This window comes from Acidovorax sp. 22279 (assembly GCF_052045435.1).
In the GTDB taxonomy this organism is placed as follows: domain Bacteria; phylum Pseudomonadota; class Gammaproteobacteria; order Burkholderiales; family Burkholderiaceae_C; genus Acidovorax; species Acidovorax delafieldii.
Window position 1 is genome coordinate 553,329 of sequence record NZ_JBQEOV010000001.1, and the last position, 23,976, is coordinate 577,304.

Consider the following 23,976-nt stretch of genomic DNA (forward strand, 5'->3'; position numbering starts at 1 on the left):
TCCTTACGATCTCACAGTCTAGCCCGACAGCAACACACGTGCCAACCCGGGTTATTCGCTAGCCACCCATGATTCCTGCCCACGCCCTCGAACTTGCGCAAACCCTGGTGCGCATGAACACCGTCAGCCATAACTCCAATCTGGAGCTGATCCATTTCATCCGCGACCACCTGGCCAAGCTGGGCGTGAAAAGCCGCCTGACCTTCAACGACGACAAGACCAAGGCCAACCTGTTCGCCACCCTGGGCGAGGGCAAGCCGGCGGGCGTGATCCTTTCGGGCCATACCGACACGGTGCCGTGGGATGGACAGGACTGGACCATGGACCCGCTGAGTGCCCTGGTCAAGGACGGCAACCTGTACGGGCGCGGCAGTGCCGACATGAAGGCCTTCATTGGCATTGCCGTGTCGCACGCAGAACAGTTCCTGAACAGCGACGCGCCTTTTGCGGTCCATCTGGCATTCAGCTACGAAGAGGAGATCGGCTGCTTTGGCGTGAAGGAACTCATCGCCGACCTGCGCGACGCGAACATCAAGCCCCTGGCCTGCATCGTGGGCGAGCCCACCAGCATGATCCCCGCCATCGCGCACAAGGGTGTGTACCGCTACAAGTGCTGCGTGCGTGGCAAGGAGGCGCATTCGTCCCTCACGCCGCATTCGGTCAACGCCATCGAGATGGCCGCCCGCGTGGTGGGCCGGGTGCGCGACATGGCGGAAGACTTTGAAAAGAACGAGCCCCGCTTTGAGGGCTTTGACGTGCCGTTCTCGACCAGCAGCGTGGGCCAGTTCCACGGCGGCATTGCCGACAACGTGGTGCCGCGCGACGCCGAGTTCCGCTACGAGTTCCGCGACCTGCCCACGGCCAACGCCGCGCAGATGCAGTCCGAGGTGGTGGCCTACGCCAAATCGCTGGAGCCCGCCATGAAGAAGGTGGCGCCTGCAGCGGGTTTCGAGTTCGAGACCATCTGCGAAATCCCGAGCTTCCTGGGCAGCAAGGACGACCCGGTGACGCGCCTGGCACAAGAGCTGTCGGGCGAAAAAGGCACCACCCTGGTGGCCTTTGGCACCGAAGCGGGGCTGTTCAAGAACGCGGGCATCTCCACCGTGGTGTGTGGCCCCGGCAGCATCCAGCAGGCCCACCAGCCCGACGAGTACGTGAGCCTGGAGCAGCTGGGACGCTGCGAGGCGTTCATGCAGGGGCTGGCGCGCACGCGCACGCTGGGCTGATCGCTTTGGAGCGGCGGGGGCCGGCGCGCGCCCGCCCCCCGTTCGGGATCAGGTCCTGACCCGGCCGTCCCCGGTCAGCATCGACATCTCGACAAACTTCGAGGCTGCGTGGCTGGTGCCACTGAACGACACTGGAAAGCCCGAGATCACCTGGTTGCCGATGGACTCGGTGCCCGTGATGAAGCTCTCGCGCGTGATCTTTCCGCCGGCCTGGGCCTGGCGCAGGCCCTCGGCGAACACGCGTGCAGCCAGATAGCCTTCCATGCTGGAGTAGTTGGGCTGCACCTTGTCGCCGCCCTTCTTGATGGCTTCCAGAAACTCGCGGGTGATCTGGCGCGAGGGCTGGTAGGGCGAGGGCACCACCTGCGACACCACCACACCCGCACCGTCCTTGCCCAGCTCGTCGGCCAGCGCCTGGGTGCCCACAAACGACACGTTGTAGAACGTGCCGCCAAAGCCCGCCTTGCGCGCCGCACGCACAAACGCGGCAGCCGACGCGTAGGCCGTGATCTGCACCACGGCATCGGGCGTGGCGGGCACCAGCTTGTCCACGGCCGCTTTCACATCCGTGGAGTTGCGCTCCACGGTGGCCGTCGCCACGGGTGTCAGCTTCAGCTCGGCCAGCGCGCGGTTCACGCCATCGAGCCCCGCCTTGCCATAGGCGTCGTTCTGGTAGAACACCGCAATCTTCTTGAGCCCCAGGTTGGTGAGCTGGCGCACGATGAGTGCGGTTTCGTCGTAGTAGGAAGCACGCACATGAAAGATCAGCCGGTTGAACGGCTGGCGCAGAGCCTCGGCACCGGTAAAGGGGCCAAAAAACGGCACCTTCTCCTTGGTGAACAGTGGCAGCGCCGCCAGGCTGGTGGGAGTGCCGATGTAGCCAAACAGGGCAAACACCTCGTCGGCAATCAGCTTGCGGGTGTTCTCGGCGCACCGGTCTGGCTCATAGCCGTCGTCCATGGTGCGGATTTCCACCATGCGCTTGCCCACGCCGCCCTGGGCGTTGAGCTGGTCAAAAAAGAGCTTGGCACCCTGGTTGAACTGCACGCCCAGCTGCGCCGCCGGGCCGGTGAAGGCGGCCGACTGCCCCAGCACGATGCGCCCCTCGCCCTGCGCACGCGCCAGGCCGAACCCGCCCAGCGCCACGGCGCCCACGCCCACCGAAAACTGCCTGCGCCCCAATACTGTCTGGTTCATGGTGAAATCTCTGCTCTTGTAAGAAGAAAGAAGGGGCATGCCCCTCTGCACTGCCGGTAGGCAGCCCCTTGGAAACGGGGGACCCATATGCACGCCCGTTCCAACCCTGACAGCCAGTTTAACGATCCAGCCCCCGAATGCCCACGCCTTCTGACGCTAATTCCCCTCCATCGGCACTGATTCAGGTGCGTGGCGCTTGCCCCCACGACTGCCCCGACACCTGCGCTCTGCTCACCACCGTGGACGAGCACGGCGTGGCCACCCGCGTGCAGGGCAACCCCGACCACCGCCACACCGATGGCGCGCTGTGCGCCAAGGTGAGCAAGTACACCGAGCGCAGCTACCACCCCGAGCGCGTGCTCACGCCGCTCAAGCGCACGGGCGCCAAGGGGGCCGGCCAGTTCGTGCCCGTGACCTGGGACGAAGCCCTGAGCGACATCGCCCAGCGCCTGCAGACCATCGCCGCGCGCGCACCCGAAGCCATCCTGCCCTACAGCTACGCAGGCACCATGGGCATGGTGCAGGGCGAGAGCATGGACCGCCGCTTCTTCCACAAGCTGGGCGCCTCGCAACTGGACCGCACCATCTGCGCATCGGCCGGGGCCGAGGCCTTGGTGCAGACCCTGGGTGGCAAGGTGGGCATGAAGGTGGAGTTCTTTGCCGAATCGCAGCTCATCATCATCTGGGGCAGCAACTCCATCGGCAGCAACCTGCACTTCTGGCGCTACGCCCAGCAGGCCAAGAGGAATGGCGCCAAGCTGGTGTGCATCGACCCGCGCAAGAGCGAGACGGCCGACAAATGCCACGAGCACATTGCCCTGCGCCCCGGCACCGACGCCGCGCTGGCCCTGGCGCTGATGCACGAGCTGATCGCGAACGACTGGCTGGACCACGACTACATCGCCCGCCACACGCTGGGCTGGGACCCGCTGCGCGAGCGCGCACTGCAGTGGCCGCCCGAACGCGCGGCCGAGGTGTGCGGCATTCCGGTGGAGCAGATCCGCCAGCTAGCCCAGGACTACGGCACGACGAAGCCCGCCGCCATCCGCCTGAACTACGGCATGCAGCGCGTGCGGGGCGGCGGCAATGCGGTGCGCGCCGTGGCCTGCCTGCCTGCGCTCACGGGCGCCTGGCGCCACCGCGCGGGCGGCGTGCTGCTGTCCAGCTCGGGTCAGTTCCCGGCGCAGCGCGCCGTGCTGCAGCGGCCCGACCTGATGCCCGCCCAGACACCGCGCACCATCAACATGTCCACCATTGGCGACGACCTGCTGCGCGAGGCCTCGCCCACCTTCGGCCCGAAGGTCGAGGCCATGGTGGTCTACAACAGCAATCCCGTGGCCGTGGCGCCTGACTCCAGCAAGGTGGTGCAAGGCTTTGCGCGCGAAGACCTGTTCACGGTGGTGCTGGAGCATTTCCAGACCGACACGGCCGACTACGCCGACTACATCCTGCCCGCCACCACGCAGCTGGAGCACTGGGACATCCACCTGAGCTACGGCCACACCGACGTGCTGCTCAACCGCCCCGCCATTGCGCCCCAGGGCCAGGCACGCAGCAATGCGCAGATCTTCCGCGACCTGGCGGCGCGCATGGGCTTTGCCGAGCCCTGTTTTGACGAGAGCGACGAGGCCCTGTGCCGCCAGGCGTTTGGCGACGCAGTGGCCTACGCACTGCTTGAAAGCCAAGGCTTTGCCACGCTGGCGCTGCCCGATGCGCCGTTCGCCGAAGGCAACTTCCCATCACCCTCTGGAAAGTGCGAGTTCTACAGCGCCCGCCTGGCCGCCCAGGGCCTGGACGGCCTGCCCGACCACCTGCCCAACTACGAACTGCAGGGCACGGACGCCCGCTACCCGCTGGCCATGATCTCGCCGCCCGCGCGCAACTTCTTGAACTCCACCTTCGTGAACGTGCAGAGCCTGCGCAACATCGAGGGCCGCCCGGTGCTGGAAATGCACCCCGACGACGCCGAAGCGCGCGGCGTTGGCAACGATGCGGTGGTGCGCGTCTTCAACGACCGCGGCAGCTACCTGTGCCACGCCACGGTATCGCGCCGTGCGCGGCCGGGTGTGGTCAATGGCCTGGGCATCTGGTGGCGCAAGCTGGGGCTGAACGGCACCAACGTGAACGAGGTGACCAGCCAGGCCCTGACCGACCTGGGCCGGGCGCCCACGTTTTATGACTGCCTGGTGCAGGTGGAGGCGTGCAACACGCCTGCTGCAGCGCAAGCCACAACCTGACATCACTACCGTGCAATCGGTAGATATAGCTACCAAAATAATAGCAAACAGCGCTTGATGCACAAGCGCTAGCTGCTATTTTCACCAAACCCTGGGCTCTGAACTATCGAGGCAGACTCAACCGACCACTACCTCAAAGCGCAGAAAGTCGTTCAACGTTTTGTCCGCCGTGACCTGCTCATGGGATACCAACAGGTACTTCCAGGGCTTGCCGCCCACGGATAGGGTGTGCCCTGTCGCGTGCTTGCACCACAGCGCACCGGCCTGCGCCTTGGCCTTCACCTCTGCGCTCTCCATGTCTTTGCTCGCCTTGGTCTCCACCATCAGCACATGGTGCGCCGTTTCGGCCACGAAGTCGGGCACGTATTCCGGCTGCTCGGCGCCCAGCTTGTAGAACATCTGAAACTGGCCCTTGGCAGGCTTGAGCCACTTGTCGGCATCGCGCTCCAGCAGCACCGCAAACTTGCGCTCGGTGTCTGAATCAAATTTCTGCAGCGGGTACAGGCAGCGGCTGAACCCACCAAACACCATTTGCTTGATACGCCCCAGGTCTTCAGGCGTTTCGCGGTAGTCGCGCACCACCTGGCCAGCGCCCACGGTGTAGGTCGGCGCCCTCAAAGTCGTGAACCCGCGCCGCACGTCCACGGTGTAGCCCTCCGAGGCAGACTCTTCAAAATGCGCGTGCATCTGCGCATAAACATTGCGGGCAATCGCCTGGCGGTCCAGGTCCAGCACATTGCGCACCTCCTCCTCGTCCTTGAGGTAGCTGCGCAGATGCGCCACCACCTGCCCCGCCAGGTCGTACAGCAGGCTGGCCTGGGTGTTGTAGTCAATGTCGTCGTAGTCGATCAGCGCGTGCACGACGTAGTCCTCGAGCCTGCGCTGCGTGCCCCCGCTTTGCGCTGACAGGGTGAACTGCTCCCGGTTGCCCAGGTTCTGGCCCACCAGCGAGCGGTCCTTGGGCTGCAGATGCCAGCCACTCACGTCCAACGCAAAGGGCTTGTAGCCGCTGCGCACCTCGCCCTTGGGGGTTACAACGATGCGCGGAATATCGATGGTCTTTTGCACCACCGCCTCTACCGTACGGCGCACCACGGCCTGCAGGTCCAGCTCGGCCGCAGGTGCTTCGGCCAGCGCCAGGTCGGCCTGCGCGGGCGGCAGTTTTTCGCGCACCGCCTCGGCAATCCGGGCTTGCAGCTCGGTGTTCAGCAAGGCCTGGCGGGTGGGGGCTTGCTCTGGCCTGGCCTCGTAGGTGCCCAGCACCTCCATCACTACCGCTGCGGCCTGGCGTTCGCGTTCCGTGGCAAACATGGAGACTGGGGCGGTTGCACCCGGCAGTGGCTTCTGCGTACCGCCCGCAACATCACCCACTTGCGAGACACCGTCCGTCAACCCCAGCGCCTGCGACAGGCTCGGGGCCACGGTCACACTCTGCGGCGGGCCGTCACCATCCTCCGGTGCGTCCAGCAAAAAGGTCTTCAGGCGGATGGGTGAATCGGCCTTGTTGGCGTCGTCAATGATTTCCTGGAAACGGTCGTGCGCAATGATGCTCAGCCGGTCCACAGCATCAACACCCGTGCGCTTGCCATACGGCAGGCGCAGCCCACGGCCTATCGACTGCTCCACCAGCGTGCGCGCGTTGGCGGCGCGCAGCGGCACGATGGTGTAGAGGTTGGTCACATCCCACCCCTCCTTGAGCATGTTCACGTGGATCACGATCTCGGTGGGCTCGTCCACACTCTCCACGGCCAGCAGCTTGCGCACCATTTCCTCTTCTTCCGCGCCGCTCTTGCTGCTGTCCACCTGGATGACCTTGTTGCGGTAGCGCCCGGCAAAAAATTGGTCTGACTGCAACTCCGCCAGCAGAGCCGAGGCGTGCGTGGTGTCCCGCGCAATCACCAGCATGAAGGGCTTGACCTCTTTCACGCCGTTGCTGCGGGCATAGGTCTTCAACTCCACCTTGGTGGCCTCGTGCATGCGCACGCCGTCGCGCAACTTCACGCGCTCCAGCTCTTCGGGCGGCAGGGCCTTGGCGTCAAAGTTGCGCTGGGTCACCACCGCAGGCTCTTTCACAAAGCCGTCGTTCATGGCCCGGGCCAGGGGGTACTCCACCACCACGTTCTTGAACGGCACCGGCCCCTTGGTGGTCTCCACAAACGGCGTGGCTGTCAGCTCCAGGCCCAACACAGGCTTCAGGTCGTTGATGGCGCGCAGGCCCGCCGTGGCGCGGTAGCGGTGCGACTCGTCCATCAGCAGCACCAGGTCGGGCAGGCTGGCCAGGTAGTCAAAGTAGCTCTGGCCGATGTATTCAGAGAGCCGCTTGATGCGCGGTGCCTTGCCCCCGCGCACCTCTGAGGTGATTTTGGCGATGTTGAAAATATTGATCGTCACCGGCGAGAGCAAATCGCCCAGCGCCTGGGCCCGCTCCTCGTAGTTATCGCCGGTAATGATCTCGGGCGGGTAGGCTGCAAACTCGGCAATGCCCTTGAACACGTACTTGGGCGTGTTGGGCGTGAAGTCACCAATCAGCTTGTCGTAAATCGTCAGGTTGGGCGCCAGCACAAAAAAGTGCTTGATGCCATGCGCCGCATACAGGTAGCTGATGAAAGCACCCATCAACCGCGTTTTGCCCACACCCGTGGCCAGCGCAAAGCACAGCGATGGAAAGTCGCGCTCAAAGTCCTTCAGCGTGCCAAACTGGCCCTGCAGCACCTTCAGCACATCGGCCAGCTCGGCACTGTCGCGCTCGTGCTTGAGCACCAGCGGGCTGGCCTCGATGGCGCGAGACAGCGCCTGCAGTGAATCGGTTTGCGGCTTGCGCAGGCTCAGGCGGCCTGCGATGGCGTTGACTTCGCGTTGGCTCATTTTTCGGTTCCCTTGGCCGCTGTGGATTTCGAACGGCTCTTTGTTGTCTTGGTCGCTGGTGTCTTCGGTTTGCCGGTGGCAGCCCGTTGTACTTTGGCAAACGTCTCCTCACGCTGCTCCAACGGTTTCGATGGCGCTAACGATTCCAGCGGCTCCAGCGGTTGAAACTGCTCCATCTCGCGCCGAATCTCCGCACGCAAATCGTCCTCGCTGGGCAGGGCAAACTGGTAGCGGCTGGCAAAAATCTGCTCGCTCCTGTCGCCCAGCACATAGCGCACAACCGCGTCGTTCTTCTCGCTGCACAGCAGCAGGCCAATGGTCGGGTTGTCGCCCTTGGCGGCCACTTCACGGTCGTAGTAGTTCACGTACAGCTGCATCTGACCCAGGTCGCCATGGGTCAGCTTGCCGACCTTCAGGTCGATCACCACGTAGCACTTGAGCTTGACGTGGTAGAAAACCAGGTCGGGGTAAAAATGGTCTCCATCCAGCGTCAATCGCCGCTGCCGCCCCACAAAGGCAAAGCCACTGCCCAGCTCCAGCAAAAAGGCCTGTAACTGGTTGATCAACGCCTCTTCAATGCGCGACTCCACCAGACGGTGCGATTCCGGCAAGTCCAGAAACTCCAGTACGTAGGGGTCTTTGATCACATCTTGCGCACGGTTCAGTGCCTGGCCCTCGTTGGCCAGCGCCAGCACGCCCTGCTTGTCGCGGCTCTTGGCAAGGCGCTCAAACAAAAAGGAATGCATCTGCCGCTCCAGTTGCCGGGCAGACCAGCCGTTGCGCACGGACTCGATTTCATAAAAGTCGCGTACGGGCTGGCGCTCTTCTTTCAACAGGGTGCGGTAGTGCGTCCATGACAAGCTGGGGTTAAGCACGCCCGGCTGCACCACATCACGGCCCCCAGGAGATTCGCCACGCACTGCGTGTTGAATCTCCTGTACATCCAAAACAACACGCACTGCGTGTTGTTTTGCCAGCAGCTGCGGGTAGCCCAAAAAAAAGCTGCGCATGTACTGCAATGCGCTGACAGAAAACCCAGCACCATACTCAGCCGTCAACTGTTCAGACAGCGCCTTGAGCAAAGCCTTGCCATACGCTGCCCGCCTGGCACCGCCCTGCTCCGCCTCCACAATCTGCTGCCCAATCAGCCAGTTGGCACACACATGGGCCGTGTTGACCGAGCGCGCCGCCTGGGTGCGCGCAGACTCCCAAATGTGCCGAATGCGCGCCAGCAATTCGGCCTGCGCGGGCAGCGTGGTCATGATGCCCCGTCCTCGCCAAACAAATCATCCTGCGCGGGCGCTGCGCCCGGCTTGGGCGCGGCCATGGGCAGGTTGGCCACGTTCAGGCTGTAGTCGTCGTGGCCCCACTCGCAGCGGTCTTTCACCATTTTGGGAATTTTCTTGATGGTGAGCTGCGGCCAGCGCTGCGCGGCCTGTGCAGCGGTCACGCCCCGGTAGGCACCGCAGCACACCAGCAGGCTGCGCTCTGCGCCCACCTCTTCGGCCAGGGCGTCGAGCTGCTCGGCGCTCAGGGTCTGCGTGGTCACATAAATAAAGTCGCGCTCGCTGCTGTGGCCGTGCTGCCACCACAGCGCCTCGCTGGGCGCGTAGGCAAAGCCCTCCAGCTTGCACATGGCCGCCGACAACATGGCCGCGTCGTAAGCGGGGTTGATGACCAGATTGCCCCAACGGTCGGTGGCCAGCAGCGTGGGGGCCAATTCGTAATAGCGAAAGCCTCCGCCGCCCTGCCAGCCGGTGGCCTGCGTCACACCGCCGGGGTCTTGCCCGTCGATGACCTTTTGCAGGCGCGGAACGATGTGGGTGTGGCAGTGCTCGCCCAGCTCCACCATGATCCAGCGGCGGCCCATTTTGTGGGCGACAGCGCCAGTGGTGCCGGAACCGGCGAAGGAGTCGAGGACGAGGTCACCGGGGTTGGTGGCGAGAGTAATCACACGTTGCAATAGGCGCTCTGGTTTAGGCGTAGCAAAAATATCGCTTTCATCAAGCAACTTCACTTCCTTTTTTGCTTCCTCGTTATCACCCACTTCTTCACGTAGCCACAGAGCCTTGGCCACCACGCCGTCCTGAACCTCTGACAAGAATCGCTTCAAACTCGGCTTCGCATCGCCCTTTGGACCGAACCACAAGCGGTTATCTGCGCGTAGTCGTTCAATTTCCTCTGGCGGACGACTCCAACTTCGCCCCTTGGCCGGAAGCGCCTGCAAGCCAGACGGCGTTGTAATTGGATAGAAGTCTCGCTCACGGAACTCTGCTCTCGTTAAATCGCTTGCCTTCCATAGTCCACGAGGATCGTTATCGGGGTTTTTATATGCAACGTCTTGCTTGTCGCTCCTTGGTAAAAGATTCCATTGCCAGCGTACAAAATTGCGTGCATATACAAGCACATGGTCGATGTCAGAAGAAATCCCTTTTTGGTTGTTCCCTGGCGAATACTTCTTTTGCCACACAACATTGGCCACAAAATTCGACCGCCCAAACACCTCATCACACAACACCTTGAGGTAATGCGCCTCGTTGTCGTCAATCGTGATCCACAGCGAACCATCCTCGGCCAGCAAGCGGCGGATGATCTCCAGCCGGTCGCGCATCAGCCCCAGCCAGATGGAATGCTCCAGCCCGTCGTCGTAGTGCGTAAAAGCGCTGCCGGTGTTGTACGGCGGGTCGATGAACACGCACTTCACCTTGCCCGCAAACTCGGCCTCCAGCGCTTTGAGCGCCAGAAGGTTGTCGCCCTTGATGAGGCGGTTGTCAAAAATATCCCGGTCCGTCACGCGCTGTTTGGCGTGGTAGCTGCGGGCCGGGTCCTCCAGCAAAATGCGCGGCTCCAGCCGGGGGCGCTGGTCTTTGCCGATCCAGGTGAGTTCTAGTTTTTGGTGTGCCATGGTGGGTATTGTCTATGCCGCTGGGGCCGCCAACGTAGCCATCACTTGACCCTTGAGTCGTCGGAGGTTACTCAAGTCTGCAAACACCGCCAAAGGCTCTGCTCCGCCCCAATTTTCTTTGCCATATGCCTGCGCCATCGCTGCACGGATTTTGTCTGCCTCTCGGGATATCGTGGCGCGCTCAGCCCCTGTCAGCATGACAGTGATCCCGTCGCACAAGCTGAACAGCCTTGCGAACACCAGATGAACAATGAGAAACACGGCAGCTTTTTGCAGCGCCCCTTGTTCTGGAGGCAGCACCTCAGCATCAGCTTCGACCAATTCGCGCACTAGGCGCCCAATCTGGGTGGTGCGCCACAGGCGGCGCGCCGTCAAGCTGCTGACAAAAAGGCGCCCGTAGACTGATTCATCGACCGACGCGACGGACTCGCCTTGGAGATTTCGCTTCTGCTCCCAAAGCAGCGGGGAACCGGACATGACCAAGTTGAGCAACTGAGCCCAGTTCTTCCCATCTTTGCTGGCACAAGCCAAATAATTGACCGCTTCCTGGGCTGTGAATATGCGCTCCGCAGCATGAGGGTCTTGGGCGCTGGGCTTATAGATGTACGTGACGCCAGAGGCCTTCAATGTGCGACGCCAGTTCTCTTGGTTGTCGTCCAGAGCAATGAAGTCCTGAACTTGCACTGCATTCTGGTTGTTCCGATATGCGGTAACCCGGTCGCCGAAATCTGCGGGGTCGCCGGACGACTGAATGAAAGTCACTAACACGTCGGCCGGGTGGGCCTCGTAGTGCGAAAGCGGCTGCTGGGCAACTGTACCAGCGGTTTGCGCGCCGTTGATGATGGAGACACCTTCCAACTGGAAACGCCCCAGCTTGCGATCGGCGTCAGTGGCCCCCACGGCGGTGATCTTTTCACACAACAACGTCACGCCATTGTTGAAATAGACAAAGTGCTCTGGCGCTTCCAGAAGGGTTTTAGTGATTTCTGTATTGACGCTGGAAGAGCCCCGGTATCTGCGAATGTTTTCACGCACCAACGCATGACCATGCTCAATGTAAAGCGCAGCCAAATCACCGACGCGCATCACACCATAGATCGCTCGTGCGGGCCTGTGGATCAGACCATAGTTTCTGATTTCGACTTCCGCCGTAATGGATTTCTCGGCCCGTTTTGAAGCAAGCGACGCGTGAAAGTCGTACAAACCATATCTAACAAATCGGGCCCGACCAGGCTGAACCTCATTGAGTGCATTTTCCAGATCACTAAACATCTGGATGCGGTCATCATTCAGTGAAGTACCTGTATAAACCAATGCAAAATGGATGGCATATGCATTCTTCATTACGGCGCGGATAGCAGGGAGCTTCGCCTCTAAGGCTACATTGAAGCGCTCAAACTTCCCGGCAGCGAAGTCCTTTACTCCGTCTTTGAATTTCGATGCATCACCCAAGATAGGTTCGCCCTTGCCCTCGTGGATGTACTTCGATTGAACAAGCCAAAAAATGCCCGATGGACTGATGTAAACAGAATCAATTCCATGGTCATTACCTCCATCGATTGTTGCAGCAACAGCATCTGCTTTAGAAGCACCCGCACGAACCATGAGGAAGTACGCGGCTAGTGCTTTAGACAGGAAGTTCCTCTCAACATCAACAGGGTTTTTGCCAACTCCAAAAATTGCCCCGTTGAATTGTGTTTTTAGGAGTGCCTGTATCTGCTGTATCTCAAGGGGTCTTGCATCCGTTGCCATCAAACCAACTCCCATTGGATTTTGAATACTTCTTTTAATATTGACGTGGAAGAAAGCCGCCCTTCAAGGTCGTCAATCAAATGACTGCGCTGCGCATCAATCTCATCCTGCCGGTCAAATATCCTGCGCCGCAGCTGGTTGCGCTTGTCTTCCAGCTCGCGCTGGCGTTTTTGCCAATGCAGTTTTTCTTCCAGCGTAGCGGCCACAGTGGCGGTGCGGCGCACGTCCTTAATTTCACGGTCCAACTCTTTGACTTCGTTTTCCAGGCCTACCTTCAGGTCATCGGCCCAGGCATCGAGCTTCTGCACTTCGGCATCGAAGTAGCCCAGGTTGCGGGTGTTGACGGCCTGGATCTGTGCGCGCTCCAGCCGCTCCACGTCTTCGGCCAAGGCGGCAGGCGGCTCCATGAACAGGCTGGCCTCCTGCACCTGGGCGGGCAGGCGCAGCAGTTTGTCTACGTCTTCTTCGTGCAGGGGCTGGCCTGCATCGGTAATGCCTGCCAGCAGCAGGTAGTCTTCTTGCACGCCCAGAGCGTCGATGGAGAGCACGCTCAGACTGAGCCAGCCGGTTTGCCCGCGCAGGGGCAGCAGGGTGGCGAGCATGGTGCCGTAGTCGTCGTAGCTGAACTGCACGCGCGCAGTGGGCAGGGTGCGCTGGCGGGCTTGCTGAATCAGCGCTTGCGCCAGCGGGTGCCCGGTGCGGTAGAGGTGGGCGTCGTCGCTGCGGCGGGGTAGCTCGTAGCGACCTGGGGGTGCGTCGGTGGGCGGCAGGTCGGGGGGCGTTTGGCGCAGGGTAAAGCCTTCGTGGTCAAACTCTGCGTGGCCCTGCAGCTCGGCCTGGGTCAGGTCCATCAATAGCCGCTCGAACCGGTTGCGAGCGCTGGTGCTTTCGGTCTGGCGCAGCTTTAACTTGTCTTGCACGGCTTCGTCAAAGTTCTCCAGCAGCAGTTGCCGGGTTTTGAGCATGGCGGCGCTGATCTCGCCGGACAAGTCGAGCTGCAGTTGCTGGAACGAGGCTTCGATCTCTTGCGGGTTGCGGCAGGTTTGGTAGATCTCGGCAATGCGGCGCTCAAAGTCCACGCCGCTGCCAATGGTGCCCAGCACTTCGTCGCTGGCTCCAAACACGCCTTCAAAGAGCTGAAACTTTTGTGCCAGCAGCTCGTACACGCGCTTGTCGGCGGGGTTGCTGTGGTCCACAAAGTTGACCACCACCACGTCGTGCTTTTGCCCGTAGCGGTGGCAGCGGCCTATGCGCTGCTCGATACGCTGGGGGTTCCACGGCAGGTCGTAGTTGATGACCAGCGAGCAGAACTGCAGGTTGATGCCCTCGGCCCCGGCCTCGGTGGCGATCATGATGCTGGCCGACTCTTTGAAATGCTCGACCAGCGCGGCGCGGGTGTCGGCGGTGCGGGAGCCGGTGATGCGGTCGGTGCCAGCGTGGCGTTTGAGCCAGGCTTGGTAGATGCGGGTGGCCTGTTCGCTGCTGTTGGTGCCGTTGAAGAGCACGGTTTGGCCCGCGTAGGCGCTTTGCTCCAGCAGGCCCAGCAGATAGTCTTGCGTGCGGCGCGATTCTGTAAAGATGAGGGCTTTGCGTGGCGCGTGCAGGCGCTCCAGCTCGGCAAAGGCTTTGCCCAGGGCAGTGAGCAGGGCCTGGCCCTTGGCGTTGTCGCGGATGGTGGTGGCCATGCGCTGGAACTCGCGCAGCTCGGCAATTTCTTCGGACAAGCTGGCCTTGGACGCACCGGGCGCATCGCCATCCGCCTCGGTCCACTCTTCTTCGATCTCGTCGAGGGACTCGTAGTCTTTGTCCAGTTGCTCGGCTAGGCTGGCGTCTTCCTGGCCTGTGGGCTCGGCGCTGAGCTGGTCTTGCAGGCGCTGGGCCATGGTGTTCAGCGCACCGCCAATGGCGTAGCTGCTGGAGGCCAGCAGCTTCCACAACACCAAAGAAATCAGTTGCCGCTGCCCTGCAGGCAGGGCATTGAGCGAGGGGCGGCGCAGGTAGTCGGCCACGCGGTCGTGCAGGGCTTGTTCTTCTGCCGATGGCGTGAAGGGCTCCACCATGGGAATGCGCCGGGTGTACGAGATATAGGGCTGCACCTGGCGGCGCAAAGTGCGCATGCACACGCTTTGCAAGCGGCTGCGCAGCTTGGCCAAGGTGTCGGGGTCGCCCAGCGCGCCGAATTGCTCGCGAAAGCTGGGCAGATCGCCAAACACGCGCTCGTCCACCAGGCTGACCATGCCGTACAACTCCAGCAGGGAGTTTTGCAGGGGTGTGGCGGTGAGTAGTACTTTGGGGGCGTGGGCCAGCGCCTCCTTCAGTGTCTTGCCGATCACGTTGCCTGGCTTGTACACATTGCGCAGGCGGTGGGCTTCGTCCATCACCACCAAGTCCCAGCGTACGCGGCGCAGGTCATCGGCCTTGGTTTTGGCGAACTGGTAGGAGCAGATGACGATTTGGCTGGCTTGGGACCGGGTCGGATCTGACGCTTGGTCAAAGGGGTTCGGCAGCCCGGCCTTGCGCTGCTCTTTGTAGCTTTTGGCTTCCAGAATTAGCGCTTGCAAGCTGAACTTGTCCTGCAGCTCTTGGTGCCATTGCTTGCGCAAGTTGGCCGGAGTGACGATGAGGATGCGCCGCTTGCGCTCTGCCCAGCGCTGGGCAATCACCAAGCCCGCCTCGATGGTCTTGCCCAGGCCCACTTCGTCGGCCAGGATCACCCCCTGGGATAGCGGGCTGCGGAAGGCGAAGAGTGCGGCCTCTACCTGGTGGGGGTTGAGATCGACCCGCGCATCGACCAGGGTGGAGGCCAGGAGGTCGGGGGAGTCCCGCCCGATCTGCCTTGAAAGCAGCCAAGCGATGTATTGGGACTGGTAGGGCGTGGGGATGTGGGCTGACAAAGCGAGTCTCGTCACAGGTGATCACTGATTATGAAACCCTCTGTGACGGGAACCATGCCCCTTTTGTCAAATTGCCAATCCGGCTTTGGATGAATCTGGTTGCGATTGATCGCATGCCAAGTCTTGACCCAACTAGACCCAATCTCCAGGTTTTATGGCTGCCCGGTGCAGGTTCGGGCTAGCGCCGCTGGGAGTATCCGTCGTACAGATTGCGCGATATTCACTCCTAATTCAATAGCTGCCAGCGCTCTACCTTCAAGTGCCAGAGATTATTTTTCTCTGAAAACTCAGTTTCAAGATTGCACAGCAATGCAAAAGAGTACAGGTCTGAGACCCGTGCTCTTTTGATGTTTACTGTCAACCGAGCATCTTGAGGAGTGCATGCGCTCCCTGCTCGGACGATGCCGGGTTCTGCCCCGTGATCAGCGTGCCGTCGGTCAGCACATAGGGTGCCCAGTCAGGGCCTTTGGAATACACGCCGCCGTTGGCCTTGAGCATGTCTTCCACCAGGAATGGCACGATCTGGGTCAACTGCACCGCGTCTTCTTCGCTGTTGGTAAACCCAGTGACCTTCTTGCCCTTGACCAGGGGCGTCCCGTCGGGCGCCTTGGTGTGGCGCAATACGCCGGGTGCGTGGCACACCAGTGCCAGCGGTTTGCCGGCCGCAAAGGTCTTTTCGATGAGGGCAATGGACTGCGCGTCTTCGGCCAGGTCCCACAGCGGGCCGTGGCCGCCGGGGTAGAACACGGCATCAAAGTCCTCGGCCTTCACGCTGGACAGGGGCACGGTGCTAACCAGCTGCTGCTTCGCTGAAGCATCGGCCTTGAAGCGGCGCGTGGCATCGGTCTGGGCGTTTTCGTCGTCGCTTTTGGGGTCCAGGGGCGGCTGGCCACCGTGGGGCGATGCGAGCGTGATCTGCACGCCTGCATCCTTGAACACGTAGTACGGTGCCGCAAACTCTTCCAGCCAGAAGCCCGTCTTTTTGCCGGTGTCGCCCAGTTGGTCGTGGGACGTCAGAACCATGAGGATGTGTGCCATGGAGGTCGCTTTCGTTGTAGGGATTGATCGGAAAAAGCAAACCACCACCGTACCAGCCATAGGGCCCGTTGTCCCGCGATGCAGGCAGGTTTGCGGCATTGGCTTACAGGACGGTACTACCGCGCTGTAAGCCCCCCAGCATCTCAGCGCAGCTGCCTGGCCAGGAACTCCGCCACCTCGTTCTCCAGCGTGGCATGGTAAGCCACGCGGTCAAAGCCTTCGGGGTTGGCTGCGGCGTCTCCCGCCTCGGACGCCAGCGGCCAGACAGACTGGGCCATGAAGGCGAAGTGGCCTGCACCTGGCACGGTGCTCGCCTGTGCGGAGGGCAGATTGGCCGCCACATAACCGCCGTGGTACTGGCCCGTGAGCACGGCATCGCGCTCGGCCACCATCAGCCGCACCGGCACGCCGATGGCCTTCAAGCTGTCTGGTGTGAACACCACCGCCATGGGCGCCATGGCCACCACGGCGCGGATGCGGGGGTCTGCCACCGAGACCAGCGGACCATCGAGCGCGGGGGCGCCGGCCTGTGTGGATACCGCGGTGGCGGCCGCAGGTGCCTCCTTGGTAGTCTGGGCGGTCTGGCCACGGGCGGGCAGCTTGCCCAGGCTACAAAAGCCGGGGTCGTCCGACACGCTGCGGCAGTGCTGCGCCGCACGGGCCGGTTCGGCCTGCGCACCGACCAGGGCCAGCACGGTGTAGCCACCTGCCGAATGCCCCACGGCACCAATGCGCCCGGCCGGAATGCGGGGGCCCCATTCGGGGCTGGCCAGCAGCGCGTCCAGCACGCGGCTCACCTGGCGGGGGCGCTCGCTGAAGTAGCGGCCCGAGGTGATCATCGACCGGTCTTCCCAGTTGTCGCCCGGGTGGCGCAACGCCGCCACCAGATAGCCGTCGGCCGCCAGGCGTGTGGCTAGGTTGTGGTGGCCCAGTTCATGGCCGCCCGTGCCGTGCGAGATGAGGATCAGGCCCTTAAGGGGCGCGGTTGCCACCGGGGCGCCCGGCGTGACCACGGGCCGCCAGGGCCCCATGGGCTGGGTGCGCGCCACCACCGGGGTGGGGTAGAACAGCGCCACGGTCACGGGCTCTGCGCCCGGTACCACCAGGGTGCGCAGGCCGGCGTGCTGGGCCGATGCCGGTGTGGCCCAGGCCAGCATTGCCACAAAAGCTGCCAGCAGCGGTGCACGGGCGTTACGCCACGCGGAGCGGAGGGCCAGGATGAGGATGAGGGTCACGGTGCGCCTTTCGTCAAATGCCACCCAAGGAGGTGGCTTGACGGCACTGTAGGCGGCGCAAGGGGCGGGCTCCAGCGCCCTGCGACGAAACGCTGCTGCGCGGCGCGAAATGCAGCACAGGCGGGGCAAGCAGGAGAGAGGGCCTAGGACCCCGCCCTCCCCGCCCACCTCCATTTACAGCGCAGCTTCGAGGATGCGGCGGCTCACAGCCGGGGTGATCTCGCGCTGTTCGCCCAGCGTCACCATGCCATGCGCTTCCAGCTGCGCCACCACGGTGTTCACCACCTCGCTGCCCAGGCCGTAGCCCGACAGGCGCGTCGCGATGCCTATGCTCTCAAAGAAATCGCGCGTGCGCTCGATGGCGGCGGTGATGCGTTCGTCCTCGCTGCCGGTGGTGATGCCCCACACGCGCTCGCCATACTGCAGCAGCTTGGCGCGCTTGGCCACCCGGCGCTCGTTCAGCAGCGCGGGCAGCACGATGGCCAGGGTGCGCGCGTGGTCGATGCCATGCAGCGCCGTCAGCTCGTGGCCGATCATGTGCGTGGCCCAGTCCTGCGGCACGCCCGCGCCGATCAGGCCGTTGAGCGCCATGGTGGCGGCCCACATCAGGATGGCGCGGTCGTCGTACACCGGCTCGGGGGCGGTCAGCAGGCGCGGGCCGATCTCGATCAGCGTCTGCAGGATGCCTTCGGCAAACCGGTCCTGCACGGGTGCGTTGACCGGGTAGGTCAGGTACTGCTCGACCGTGTGCACAAACGCGTCCACCACGCCATTGGCCAGTTGCTGGGGTGGCAGGGTGTAGGTCTTGGTGGGGTCGAGCACCGAGAACACCGGGTAGGTGTGCACGCTGCCAAACGACAGCTTGGCGCCCTTGGCGCGGTGGGTGATGACGCCGCCGTTGTTCATCTCCGAGCCTGTGGCGGGCAGCGTGAGCACAGAGCCAAACGGCATGGCGCCCTTGATGTTGCGGCCGTGCTTTTCGAGGATGGCCCAGGGGTCATCGCCTTCAAAACGGACAGCGGCCGCGATGAACTTGGTGGCGTCGATCACCGAACCGCCACCCACGGCCAGCAAGAAGTCAAACCCGCCTTCGCGGATCTGCGCCACGGCCTTCATGGAGGTCTCGTAGCTCGGGTTGGGTTCGATGCCGCTGAAGGTGGCGTGCTGGCGCTCGCCCAGCGCGGAGCGCACCTCGGCCAGGGTGCCGGTCTTTTCGGCGCTGGCACCGCCCACCAGGATCAGCACCTTGGCGGCAGCGGGCACGAGCTTGGCCAGGTCGGCAATGCGGCCTTGGCCGAAGGCGATGTGGGTGGGGTTGTGGAAGTCGAAATTCAGCATGTTGGTCTTTCTCCGTCAAAGGCCGTCGCTGCATCACCAGGAACCCGGCCGCGCGGGTGGGCGCAGGGGGCGCGCCGCCCTGGGTTGCGACAGCAAGGGCGCGATTGTGCGGCGCACGGGGGCCCGGTGCCGGTCGCGCGTGCGATAGCCCTGCCGCCAGCAGAGCCTCATGCAGCACATCGGGCGCTGCGCATGCGACTGCTGCTAGCGCTGGGAGCGTGTTGACGATCCAGCGGGTGTCGTCAACAGGCACTCAGTGCGGCGCCCGCTCCATCAGCGCCTGCAGCCGCTCGGCCATGAAGTCGCGCAGCGCCCGCACCAGCGGCGTGAACTGGCGGCGGCTGGGCGCCACCAGGAAGAGCGGCACGGCCTCGGTGGTCCAGCCGGGGCACAGCGGCACCAGGCGCCCGGCGGCGAGGTCGTCGGCCACATCAAAGTACGACTTGTACGCAATGCCCCGGCCCAGCACGGCCCAGCGGCGCACCGCGTCGCCGTCGTTGGCCACGTTGCGGCTGCGCACGCGCACCACCACTTCCCGGCCCGAGGCGTCCCAGAAGCGCCAGCGGTCGTGCACGTCCTCGCCCAGCATGAAGCACAGGCCATCGTGCGCAGCCAAGGCGTGGGGCGTATCGGGCGTGCCGTGCGCGGCCAGGTAGGAGGGGGCGGCGCAGAGCACGCGCCGGTGTTCGGCGACCAGCGGCAGCGCCACCAGGCTCGAATCCTGCGGCTTGCCGTAGCGGAAGGCGGCATCCACCGGTTCGCCGTAGACATTGGCCATGCGGTCCGACAGCCGCAGGCGGATGTCGATGCCGGGGTGCAGTGCCTGGAAGGCATCCAGCCAGGGCAGCAGCACATTGCGCCCCAGGTCAGACGGGGCCGCCAGTTGCAGCAGGCCACGCAGCTCGCCCGCCCGGCCGCTGGCGAGCTGGCCCTGCACCTGCTGCAGCGCGGCGAGTGCGGGGCGGCAGTGCTCCAGGAACAGCGCGCCCTCCTGCGTGAGCCGCAGGCTGCGCGTGGAGCGCACGAACAGCGCCACGCCCAGCTCGGCCTCCAGCCGCTTGAGCGCGGCGCTCGTGGCGGCGGGGGTGAGGTCCAGTGCACGGGCCGTGGCCGAAAGGCTGCCGCTGTCCACGGTGCGCACAAAGATGTCGAGGTCTTGCAGGCTTTTCATGCGAAGGCGGATGGGAAAGGGAAGACGACGGCGATGGAACGACACCACCACCCGGGGCTGATATTCAAATTTTCTTTGAATATTCTTTCAATCAACCGTCTATTTAAAAACTATTTCAGAAAGCCCACCATTCACGTCATGTTCCACACCGGCCTGCCGCCGACCCGAGCCCCTGCCATGACCACCACCCCACACACCGCCACACCCGCCCTGTTCCGCCCCCTGCAGATGGGGCCGCTGGCACTGCCCCACCGCATCGTGATGGCGCCCATGACGCGCGCCCGCAGCAGCCAGCCGGGCGACGTGCCCAACGCGCTCATGGCCGACTACTACGCCCAGCGCGCCAGTGCGGGCCTCATCGTCAGCGAGGCCAGCCAGGTGTCACGCCAAGGCCAGGGCTACAGCTTCACGCCCGGCATCTACAGCGACGCGCAGGTGCAAGGCTGGCGCCGCGTGACCGAAGCGGTGCACGCCGCGGGCGGGCGCATGGTGCTGCAGCTGTGGCACGTGGGCCGCATGTCGCACGCCAGCTTCCATGCCGATGGGCTGCCCGTGGCGCCCTCGGCCCTGGCCCCGGCGGCACGGGTATGGGTGGCAGGCGAAGACGGCGTGGGCCGCATGCTCGACTGCCCCGTGCCCCGCGCGCTGGAGGCCGCCGAAATTCCTGGCGTGGTGGACGACTTCCGCCGTGCCGCCGCCAACGCCATGCGCGCAGGGTTCGACGGCGTGGAGATCCACGGCGCCAACGGCTATCTCCTTGACCAGTTTCTGCGCACGACCTCCAACCACCGCATCGACGCCTATGGCGGCCCGCTGGAAAACCGCACCCGCTTCGCCCGCGAAGTGGCCGCAGCCGTGGCCAGCGAGGCCGGCGCCGAACGCACGGGCATGCGCCTGGCCCCGTTCATCACGCAGCGCGGCATGGACTGCCCGGAGATCATCCCCACCATCCTGCTCCTGGCGCGCGAACTGGACACGCTGGGCCTGGCCTACATCCACCTGGCAGAGGCCGACTGGGACGACGCCCCCCGCATTCCAGATGAATTCCGCCAGGCTCTACGCACCGCCTTCAGCGGCCGAGTGATGGTGGCGGGCCAGTACACACCCGAACGCGCGCAACAGATCCTCGCGTCCGGCATGGCCGACCTGGTGGCGTTTGGCCGCCCGTTCATTGCCAACCCCGATCTGCCTGCGCGCTATGCCGCCGGGCTGCCACTGGCCCCGTTCGATGCGGCCACGCTGTTTGGCGGCGACGCAAATGGCTACAGCGACTACACACCGGCCCCGCTGGCTGCGCCCAAGGCCCGGGCTGGCGCGGCTGAAGTGGCCTGAAAACGGCACCACGCGCCCTTCCGGACTCCGCATATCCCCCGCTTCAACTCCCTTTGCACCTCAAGGACCCATCATGAAATCCGTTGGCTACCAAACCGCCCACCCCATCGACCACCCCGAGTCGCTGCTCGACATCACCCTGCCCGACCCGGTGGCCACGGGCCGCGATCTGCTGGTGGAAGTGCACGCCGTTTCGGTCAACCCCGTGGACACGAAAGTGCGCAAAAGCAGCTCACGCAGCGGCGACGGGCCCGACTACAAGGTGCTGGGCTGGGACGCCAGCGGCATCGTCCGCGCCGTGGGCCCCGATGTGACGCTGTTCCAGCCCGGCGACCGCGTCTGGTACGCGGGCTCTATCGCACGCCAGGGCACCAACAGCGAACTGCACCTGGTGGATGAACGCATCGTGGGCCATGCCCCCCAATCGCTCGACTTTGCCGAAGCCGCCGCGCTGCCGCTGACCACCATCACCGCGTGGGAGCTGCTGTTTGACCGCCTCGGTGTGGCCCCTGGCAAGCAGCCCACCCACAAGACCCTGCTCATCATTGGCGCGAGCGGCGGCGTGGGCTCCATCCTCACGCAGCTGGCGGCGCGACTCACCAGCCTCACGATCATCGGCACCGCATCGCGCCCCGAAACGCAGCAGTGGGTGCGCGACCTGGGCGCCCACCACGTCATCGACCACAGCCAGCCGCTCACACAAGAGCTGGCCCGCATCGGCCACCCCACGGTGGACATCGTCGTGAGCCTCACGCAGACCGACGCGCACTTCGACCAGATCGTCGAGGCCATCGCGCCGCAGGGCCAGTTCGCGCTGATCGACGACCCGGTGTCGCTCGACGTGACGAAGTTCAAGCGCAAGTCGGTGTCGGTGCACTGGGAGCTGATGTTCACCCGCGCCCTGTTCGGCACCGCCGACATGATCGGCCAGCACCGCCTGCTGACCGAGGTGGCACAGCTGGTGGATGCGGGGCTGATTCGCACCACGCTGGACCAGCGCTTTGGAACGATCAATGCCGAGAACTTGAAACGCGCGCATGCGCTGATCGAGAGCGGCAAGGCGCGGGGCAAGCTGGTGCTGGAGGGGTGGGCCTGAAGAACTGCGGGCCATGCAGGGGGCGTAGCACCACCCGCGCGGCAGATTGTGTGTCGGACTGAAAAATACTGTATTTATAAACAGTCTTTCAGGTATAAATCAGGGCACCACAACCCGAGGAGACCTCCCATGCTGGACCACATGACCTTCCGCGTCACCGACATCGCCCGCACCAAGGCGTTCTACACCGCCGCCCTCGCGCCTTTGGGCTACAGCCTGTGTTTTGAAGGCAACTACGGCTCGAACATGCTGGGCTATGCCTACCCGGCTCCGTCTGAGCCCGACGGCAAGAAGGCGGATGTGTGGTTCATCGACGGCCCCTCGCCCTACGGCGGCCCGCCCGCCACCACGGGCTGCCACCTGGCGTGGCGGGCCGCCACGCGGGCCCAGGTCGATGCCTTCTACCGCGCCGCCATCGAAGCCGGGGGCCAAGACAACGGCGCCCCGGGCCTGCGGCCCGACTACCACCCCCACTATTACGGCGCGTTTGTCATCGACCCCGAGGGCAACAACATCGAGGCGGTATGCCACCTGCCGGAGTAAGAAACACCGCTGCACCCTCCGCAGAGGGCGCACCGCCAAGCGAGTGCACCCGTGGAACTGGCTTTGCCAGGCCACCGGGTGCGTCCCCCTGGGGGGAAGCGGCGCAGCCGCTCAGGGGGGTCAGTCGAGTTTCACGCCTGCCGCTTTGATGATCTCGCCCCAGCGCTTGGACTCGGAGCGTGCCATGGCGCGGAACTGCTCCGGCGTGCCGGGCAGGGCTTCCATGCCGAAGTCGGCCATGCGCTTGACCACGGCGGGGTTGAGCAGGGCCTTGTTCAGGTCGCCGTTCAGGCGCGCCGTGATCGCAGCGGGCAGACCGGCGGGCGCCAGGATGCCCTGGAACGCAAACACTTCGGTGTTGGGCACACCGGCTTCGGCCAGCGTGGGCACGTCGGGCAGCGCGGCCACGCGCTTGGCCGAGCCGATGGCCAGCGCACGTACCTTGCCCGAGGTGATGACCGGCAGGCCAGCGGCCAGGTCCAGGAACATGCAGGGCACCTGGCCACCCATCACGTCCTGCAGCGCGGGCGCTGCGCCGCGGTAGGGGATGTGGGTGAGGAAGGTCTTGGTGCGGTTCTTGAACATCTCCATCGCCAGGTGGTGTGGCGAGCCATTGCCCGGCGATGCGTAGTTGAGCTTGCCGGGGTTGGCGCGCGCGTAGGCGAGGAATTCCTTCACCGTCTTGGCTTCAAACGCCGGGTGCACCACCAGCGCCAGCGGAAAGCGGCTGATGCCGCCCACGTAGGTGAAGTCCTTTTCAGGGTTGAACGGCAGCTTGGTGAACAGGTGTTCGTTGTAGGCCAGGATGGCGTTGTCGGCCGACATGAAGGTGTTGCCATCGGGCTTGGCCGTGGCCACCATCTGGCCACCGATGTTGGTGGATGCGCCAGGGCGGTTGTCCACCACGATCTGCTGGCCCAGCGTCTGGCGCATGGCCTCGGCCACGGTGCGGGCCAGCACGTCGGTGCCGCCACCGGCGGGGTAAGGCACCACCCAGCGCAGGGGCTGGTCGGGCCAGGCGGATTGGGCGGCGGCCCAGGGCGCGGCGGTAGTAGCGCCTGCGGCGGCCAGGGCGGACAAGAGGGTACGGCGTTGCATGGGGTTGTCTCCTTGATACTATGAATTTGATAGCTGCAAGCGCATGTTC

Annotated in this window: 16 protein-coding genes; 5 read left to right on the forward strand and 11 right to left on the reverse strand. The window is 64.0% G+C overall.

What is annotated here, in order from left to right:
• The first annotated feature begins 68 nt into the window (after window positions 1-68).
• Window positions 69-1,226, forward strand: coding sequence for an acetylornithine deacetylase (gene argE / locus ACTJKQ_RS02455; RefSeq protein ID WP_440595890.1), 1,158 nt, complete (start codon window positions 69-71; stop codon window positions 1,224-1,226).
• 48 nt (window positions 1,227-1,274) lie between these two features.
• Here the strand turns inward: argE and ACTJKQ_RS02460 are convergent, their stop codons facing one another.
• A complete protein-coding gene (locus ACTJKQ_RS02460) occupies window positions 1,275-2,423 on the reverse strand; it encodes an ABC transporter substrate-binding protein (protein ID WP_440595891.1) in 1,149 nt (382 codons plus the stop codon).
• 137 nt (window positions 2,424-2,560) lie between these two features.
• Here ACTJKQ_RS02460 and ACTJKQ_RS02465 point away from each other — a divergent pair, with 137 nt between their 5' ends.
• On the forward strand, window positions 2,561-4,660 hold the full coding sequence (locus tag ACTJKQ_RS02465; protein ID WP_440595892.1) for a molybdopterin-containing oxidoreductase family protein: 2,100 nt from the start codon (window positions 2,561-2,563) through the stop codon (window positions 4,658-4,660).
• A gap of 117 nt (window positions 4,661-4,777) precedes the next feature.
• Here the strand turns inward: ACTJKQ_RS02465 and ACTJKQ_RS02470 are convergent, their stop codons facing one another.
• From ACTJKQ_RS02470 to ACTJKQ_RS02510, 9 genes are all read right to left on the reverse strand, one after another.
• Entirely contained in the window at window positions 4,778-7,525 is a 2,748-nt protein-coding gene (locus ACTJKQ_RS02470) for a DEAD/DEAH box helicase (RefSeq protein ID WP_440595893.1), read from the reverse strand.
• Window positions 7,522-8,787: a PDDEXK nuclease domain-containing protein gene (locus ACTJKQ_RS02475; RefSeq protein ID WP_440595894.1), complete on the reverse strand. Its 1,266-nt coding sequence runs from the start codon at window positions 8,785-8,787 to the stop codon at window positions 7,522-7,524. Before ACTJKQ_RS02475 ends, ACTJKQ_RS02470 begins: the two co-directional genes overlap by 4 nt.
• Entirely contained in the window at window positions 8,784-10,430 is a 1,647-nt protein-coding gene (locus ACTJKQ_RS02480) for a site-specific DNA-methyltransferase (RefSeq protein ID WP_440595895.1), read from the reverse strand. The genes ACTJKQ_RS02475 and ACTJKQ_RS02480 overlap by 4 nt, the downstream gene beginning before the upstream one ends.
• Window positions 10,431-10,442: 12 nt before the next feature.
• On the reverse strand, window positions 10,443-12,182 hold the full coding sequence (locus ACTJKQ_RS02485) for an AIPR family protein (protein WP_440595896.1): 1,740 nt from the start codon (window positions 12,180-12,182) through the stop codon (window positions 10,443-10,445).
• Window positions 12,182-15,076, reverse strand: a complete 2,895-nt coding sequence (locus ACTJKQ_RS02490) for an SNF2-related protein (protein WP_440595897.1) — start codon at window positions 15,074-15,076, stop codon at window positions 12,182-12,184. Before ACTJKQ_RS02490 ends, ACTJKQ_RS02485 begins: the two co-directional genes overlap by 1 nt.
• 357 nt (window positions 15,077-15,433) lie before the next feature.
• Window positions 15,434-16,114 (reverse strand): type 1 glutamine amidotransferase domain-containing protein, encoded by a 681-nt coding sequence (locus ACTJKQ_RS02495; RefSeq protein ID WP_440595898.1) that lies wholly within the window; start codon window positions 16,112-16,114, stop codon window positions 15,434-15,436.
• Window positions 16,115-16,257: 143 nt separating this feature from the next.
• Entirely contained in the window at window positions 16,258-17,349 is a 1,092-nt protein-coding gene (locus ACTJKQ_RS02500; RefSeq protein WP_440595899.1) for an alpha/beta hydrolase family protein, read from the reverse strand.
• Window positions 17,350-17,523: 174 nt separating this feature from the next.
• Window positions 17,524-18,687 (reverse strand): iron-containing alcohol dehydrogenase, encoded by a 1,164-nt coding sequence (locus ACTJKQ_RS02505; RefSeq protein ID WP_440595900.1) that lies wholly within the window; start codon window positions 18,685-18,687, stop codon window positions 17,524-17,526.
• A gap of 253 nt (window positions 18,688-18,940) precedes the next feature.
• Window positions 18,941-19,858 (reverse strand): LysR substrate-binding domain-containing protein, encoded by a 918-nt coding sequence (locus ACTJKQ_RS02510; protein ID WP_440595901.1) that lies wholly within the window; start codon window positions 19,856-19,858, stop codon window positions 18,941-18,943.
• A 177-nt stretch (window positions 19,859-20,035) separates the two neighbouring features.
• Here ACTJKQ_RS02510 and ACTJKQ_RS02515 point away from each other — a divergent pair, with 177 nt between their 5' ends.
• From ACTJKQ_RS02515 to ACTJKQ_RS02525, 3 genes are all read left to right on the forward strand, one after another.
• On the forward strand, window positions 20,036-21,190 hold the full coding sequence (locus ACTJKQ_RS02515) for an alkene reductase (RefSeq protein WP_440595902.1): 1,155 nt from the start codon (window positions 20,036-20,038) through the stop codon (window positions 21,188-21,190).
• Between the two features lie 73 nt (window positions 21,191-21,263).
• Window positions 21,264-22,286 carry a zinc-binding alcohol dehydrogenase family protein gene (locus tag ACTJKQ_RS02520; protein ID WP_192421011.1) on the forward strand — a complete coding sequence of 341 codons (1,023 nt, stop codon included), beginning with the start codon at window positions 21,264-21,266 and terminating at the stop codon, window positions 22,284-22,286.
• Window positions 22,287-22,415: 129 nt separating this feature from the next.
• On the forward strand, window positions 22,416-22,829 hold the full coding sequence (locus tag ACTJKQ_RS02525; protein ID WP_108499872.1) for a VOC family protein: 414 nt from the start codon (window positions 22,416-22,418) through the stop codon (window positions 22,827-22,829).
• A gap of 120 nt (window positions 22,830-22,949) precedes the next feature.
• On the opposite strand, the gene ACTJKQ_RS02530 is transcribed toward ACTJKQ_RS02525, so the two are convergent.
• Complete coding sequence (locus ACTJKQ_RS02530; protein ID WP_056745756.1) at window positions 22,950-23,927, reverse strand: Bug family tripartite tricarboxylate transporter substrate binding protein; 978 nt, start codon at window positions 23,925-23,927, stop codon at window positions 22,950-22,952.
• Window positions 23,928-23,976 lie beyond the last annotated feature (49 nt).

What these genes read in the sequence shown, in the direction of transcription:
- argE (WP_440595890.1), top strand. Translation starts at nt 69, where the DNA reads ATGATTCCTGCCCACGCCCTCGAACTTGCGCAAACCCTGGTGCGCATG.
- ACTJKQ_RS02460 (WP_440595891.1), bottom strand. Translation starts at nt 2,423, where the DNA reads ATGAACCAGACAGTATTGGGGCGCAGGCAGTTTTCGGTGGGCGTGGGC.
- ACTJKQ_RS02465 (WP_440595892.1), top strand. Translation starts at nt 2,561, where the DNA reads ATGCCCACGCCTTCTGACGCTAATTCCCCTCCATCGGCACTGATTCAG.
- ACTJKQ_RS02470 (WP_440595893.1), bottom strand. Translation starts at nt 7,525, where the DNA reads ATGAGCCAACGCGAAGTCAACGCCATCGCAGGCCGCCTGAGCCTGCGC.
- ACTJKQ_RS02475 (WP_440595894.1), bottom strand. Translation starts at nt 8,787, where the DNA reads ATGACCACGCTGCCCGCGCAGGCCGAATTGCTGGCGCGCATTCGGCAC.
- ACTJKQ_RS02480 (WP_440595895.1), bottom strand. Translation starts at nt 10,430, where the DNA reads ATGGCACACCAAAAACTAGAACTCACCTGGATCGGCAAAGACCAGCGC.
- ACTJKQ_RS02485 (WP_440595896.1), bottom strand. Translation starts at nt 12,182, where the DNA reads ATGGCAACGGATGCAAGACCCCTTGAGATACAGCAGATACAGGCACTC.
- ACTJKQ_RS02495 (WP_440595898.1), bottom strand. Translation starts at nt 16,114, where the DNA reads ATGGCACACATCCTCATGGTTCTGACGTCCCACGACCAACTGGGCGAC.
- ACTJKQ_RS02505 (WP_440595900.1), bottom strand. Translation starts at nt 18,687, where the DNA reads ATGCTGAATTTCGACTTCCACAACCCCACCCACATCGCCTTCGGCCAA.
- ACTJKQ_RS02510 (WP_440595901.1), bottom strand. Translation starts at nt 19,858, where the DNA reads ATGAAAAGCCTGCAAGACCTCGACATCTTTGTGCGCACCGTGGACAGC.
- ACTJKQ_RS02515 (WP_440595902.1), top strand. Translation starts at nt 20,036, where the DNA reads ATGACCACCACCCCACACACCGCCACACCCGCCCTGTTCCGCCCCCTG.
- ACTJKQ_RS02520 (WP_192421011.1), top strand. Translation starts at nt 21,264, where the DNA reads ATGAAATCCGTTGGCTACCAAACCGCCCACCCCATCGACCACCCCGAG.
- ACTJKQ_RS02525 (WP_108499872.1), top strand. Translation starts at nt 22,416, where the DNA reads ATGCTGGACCACATGACCTTCCGCGTCACCGACATCGCCCGCACCAAG.
- ACTJKQ_RS02530 (WP_056745756.1), bottom strand. Translation starts at nt 23,927, where the DNA reads ATGCAACGCCGTACCCTCTTGTCCGCCCTGGCCGCCGCAGGCGCTACT.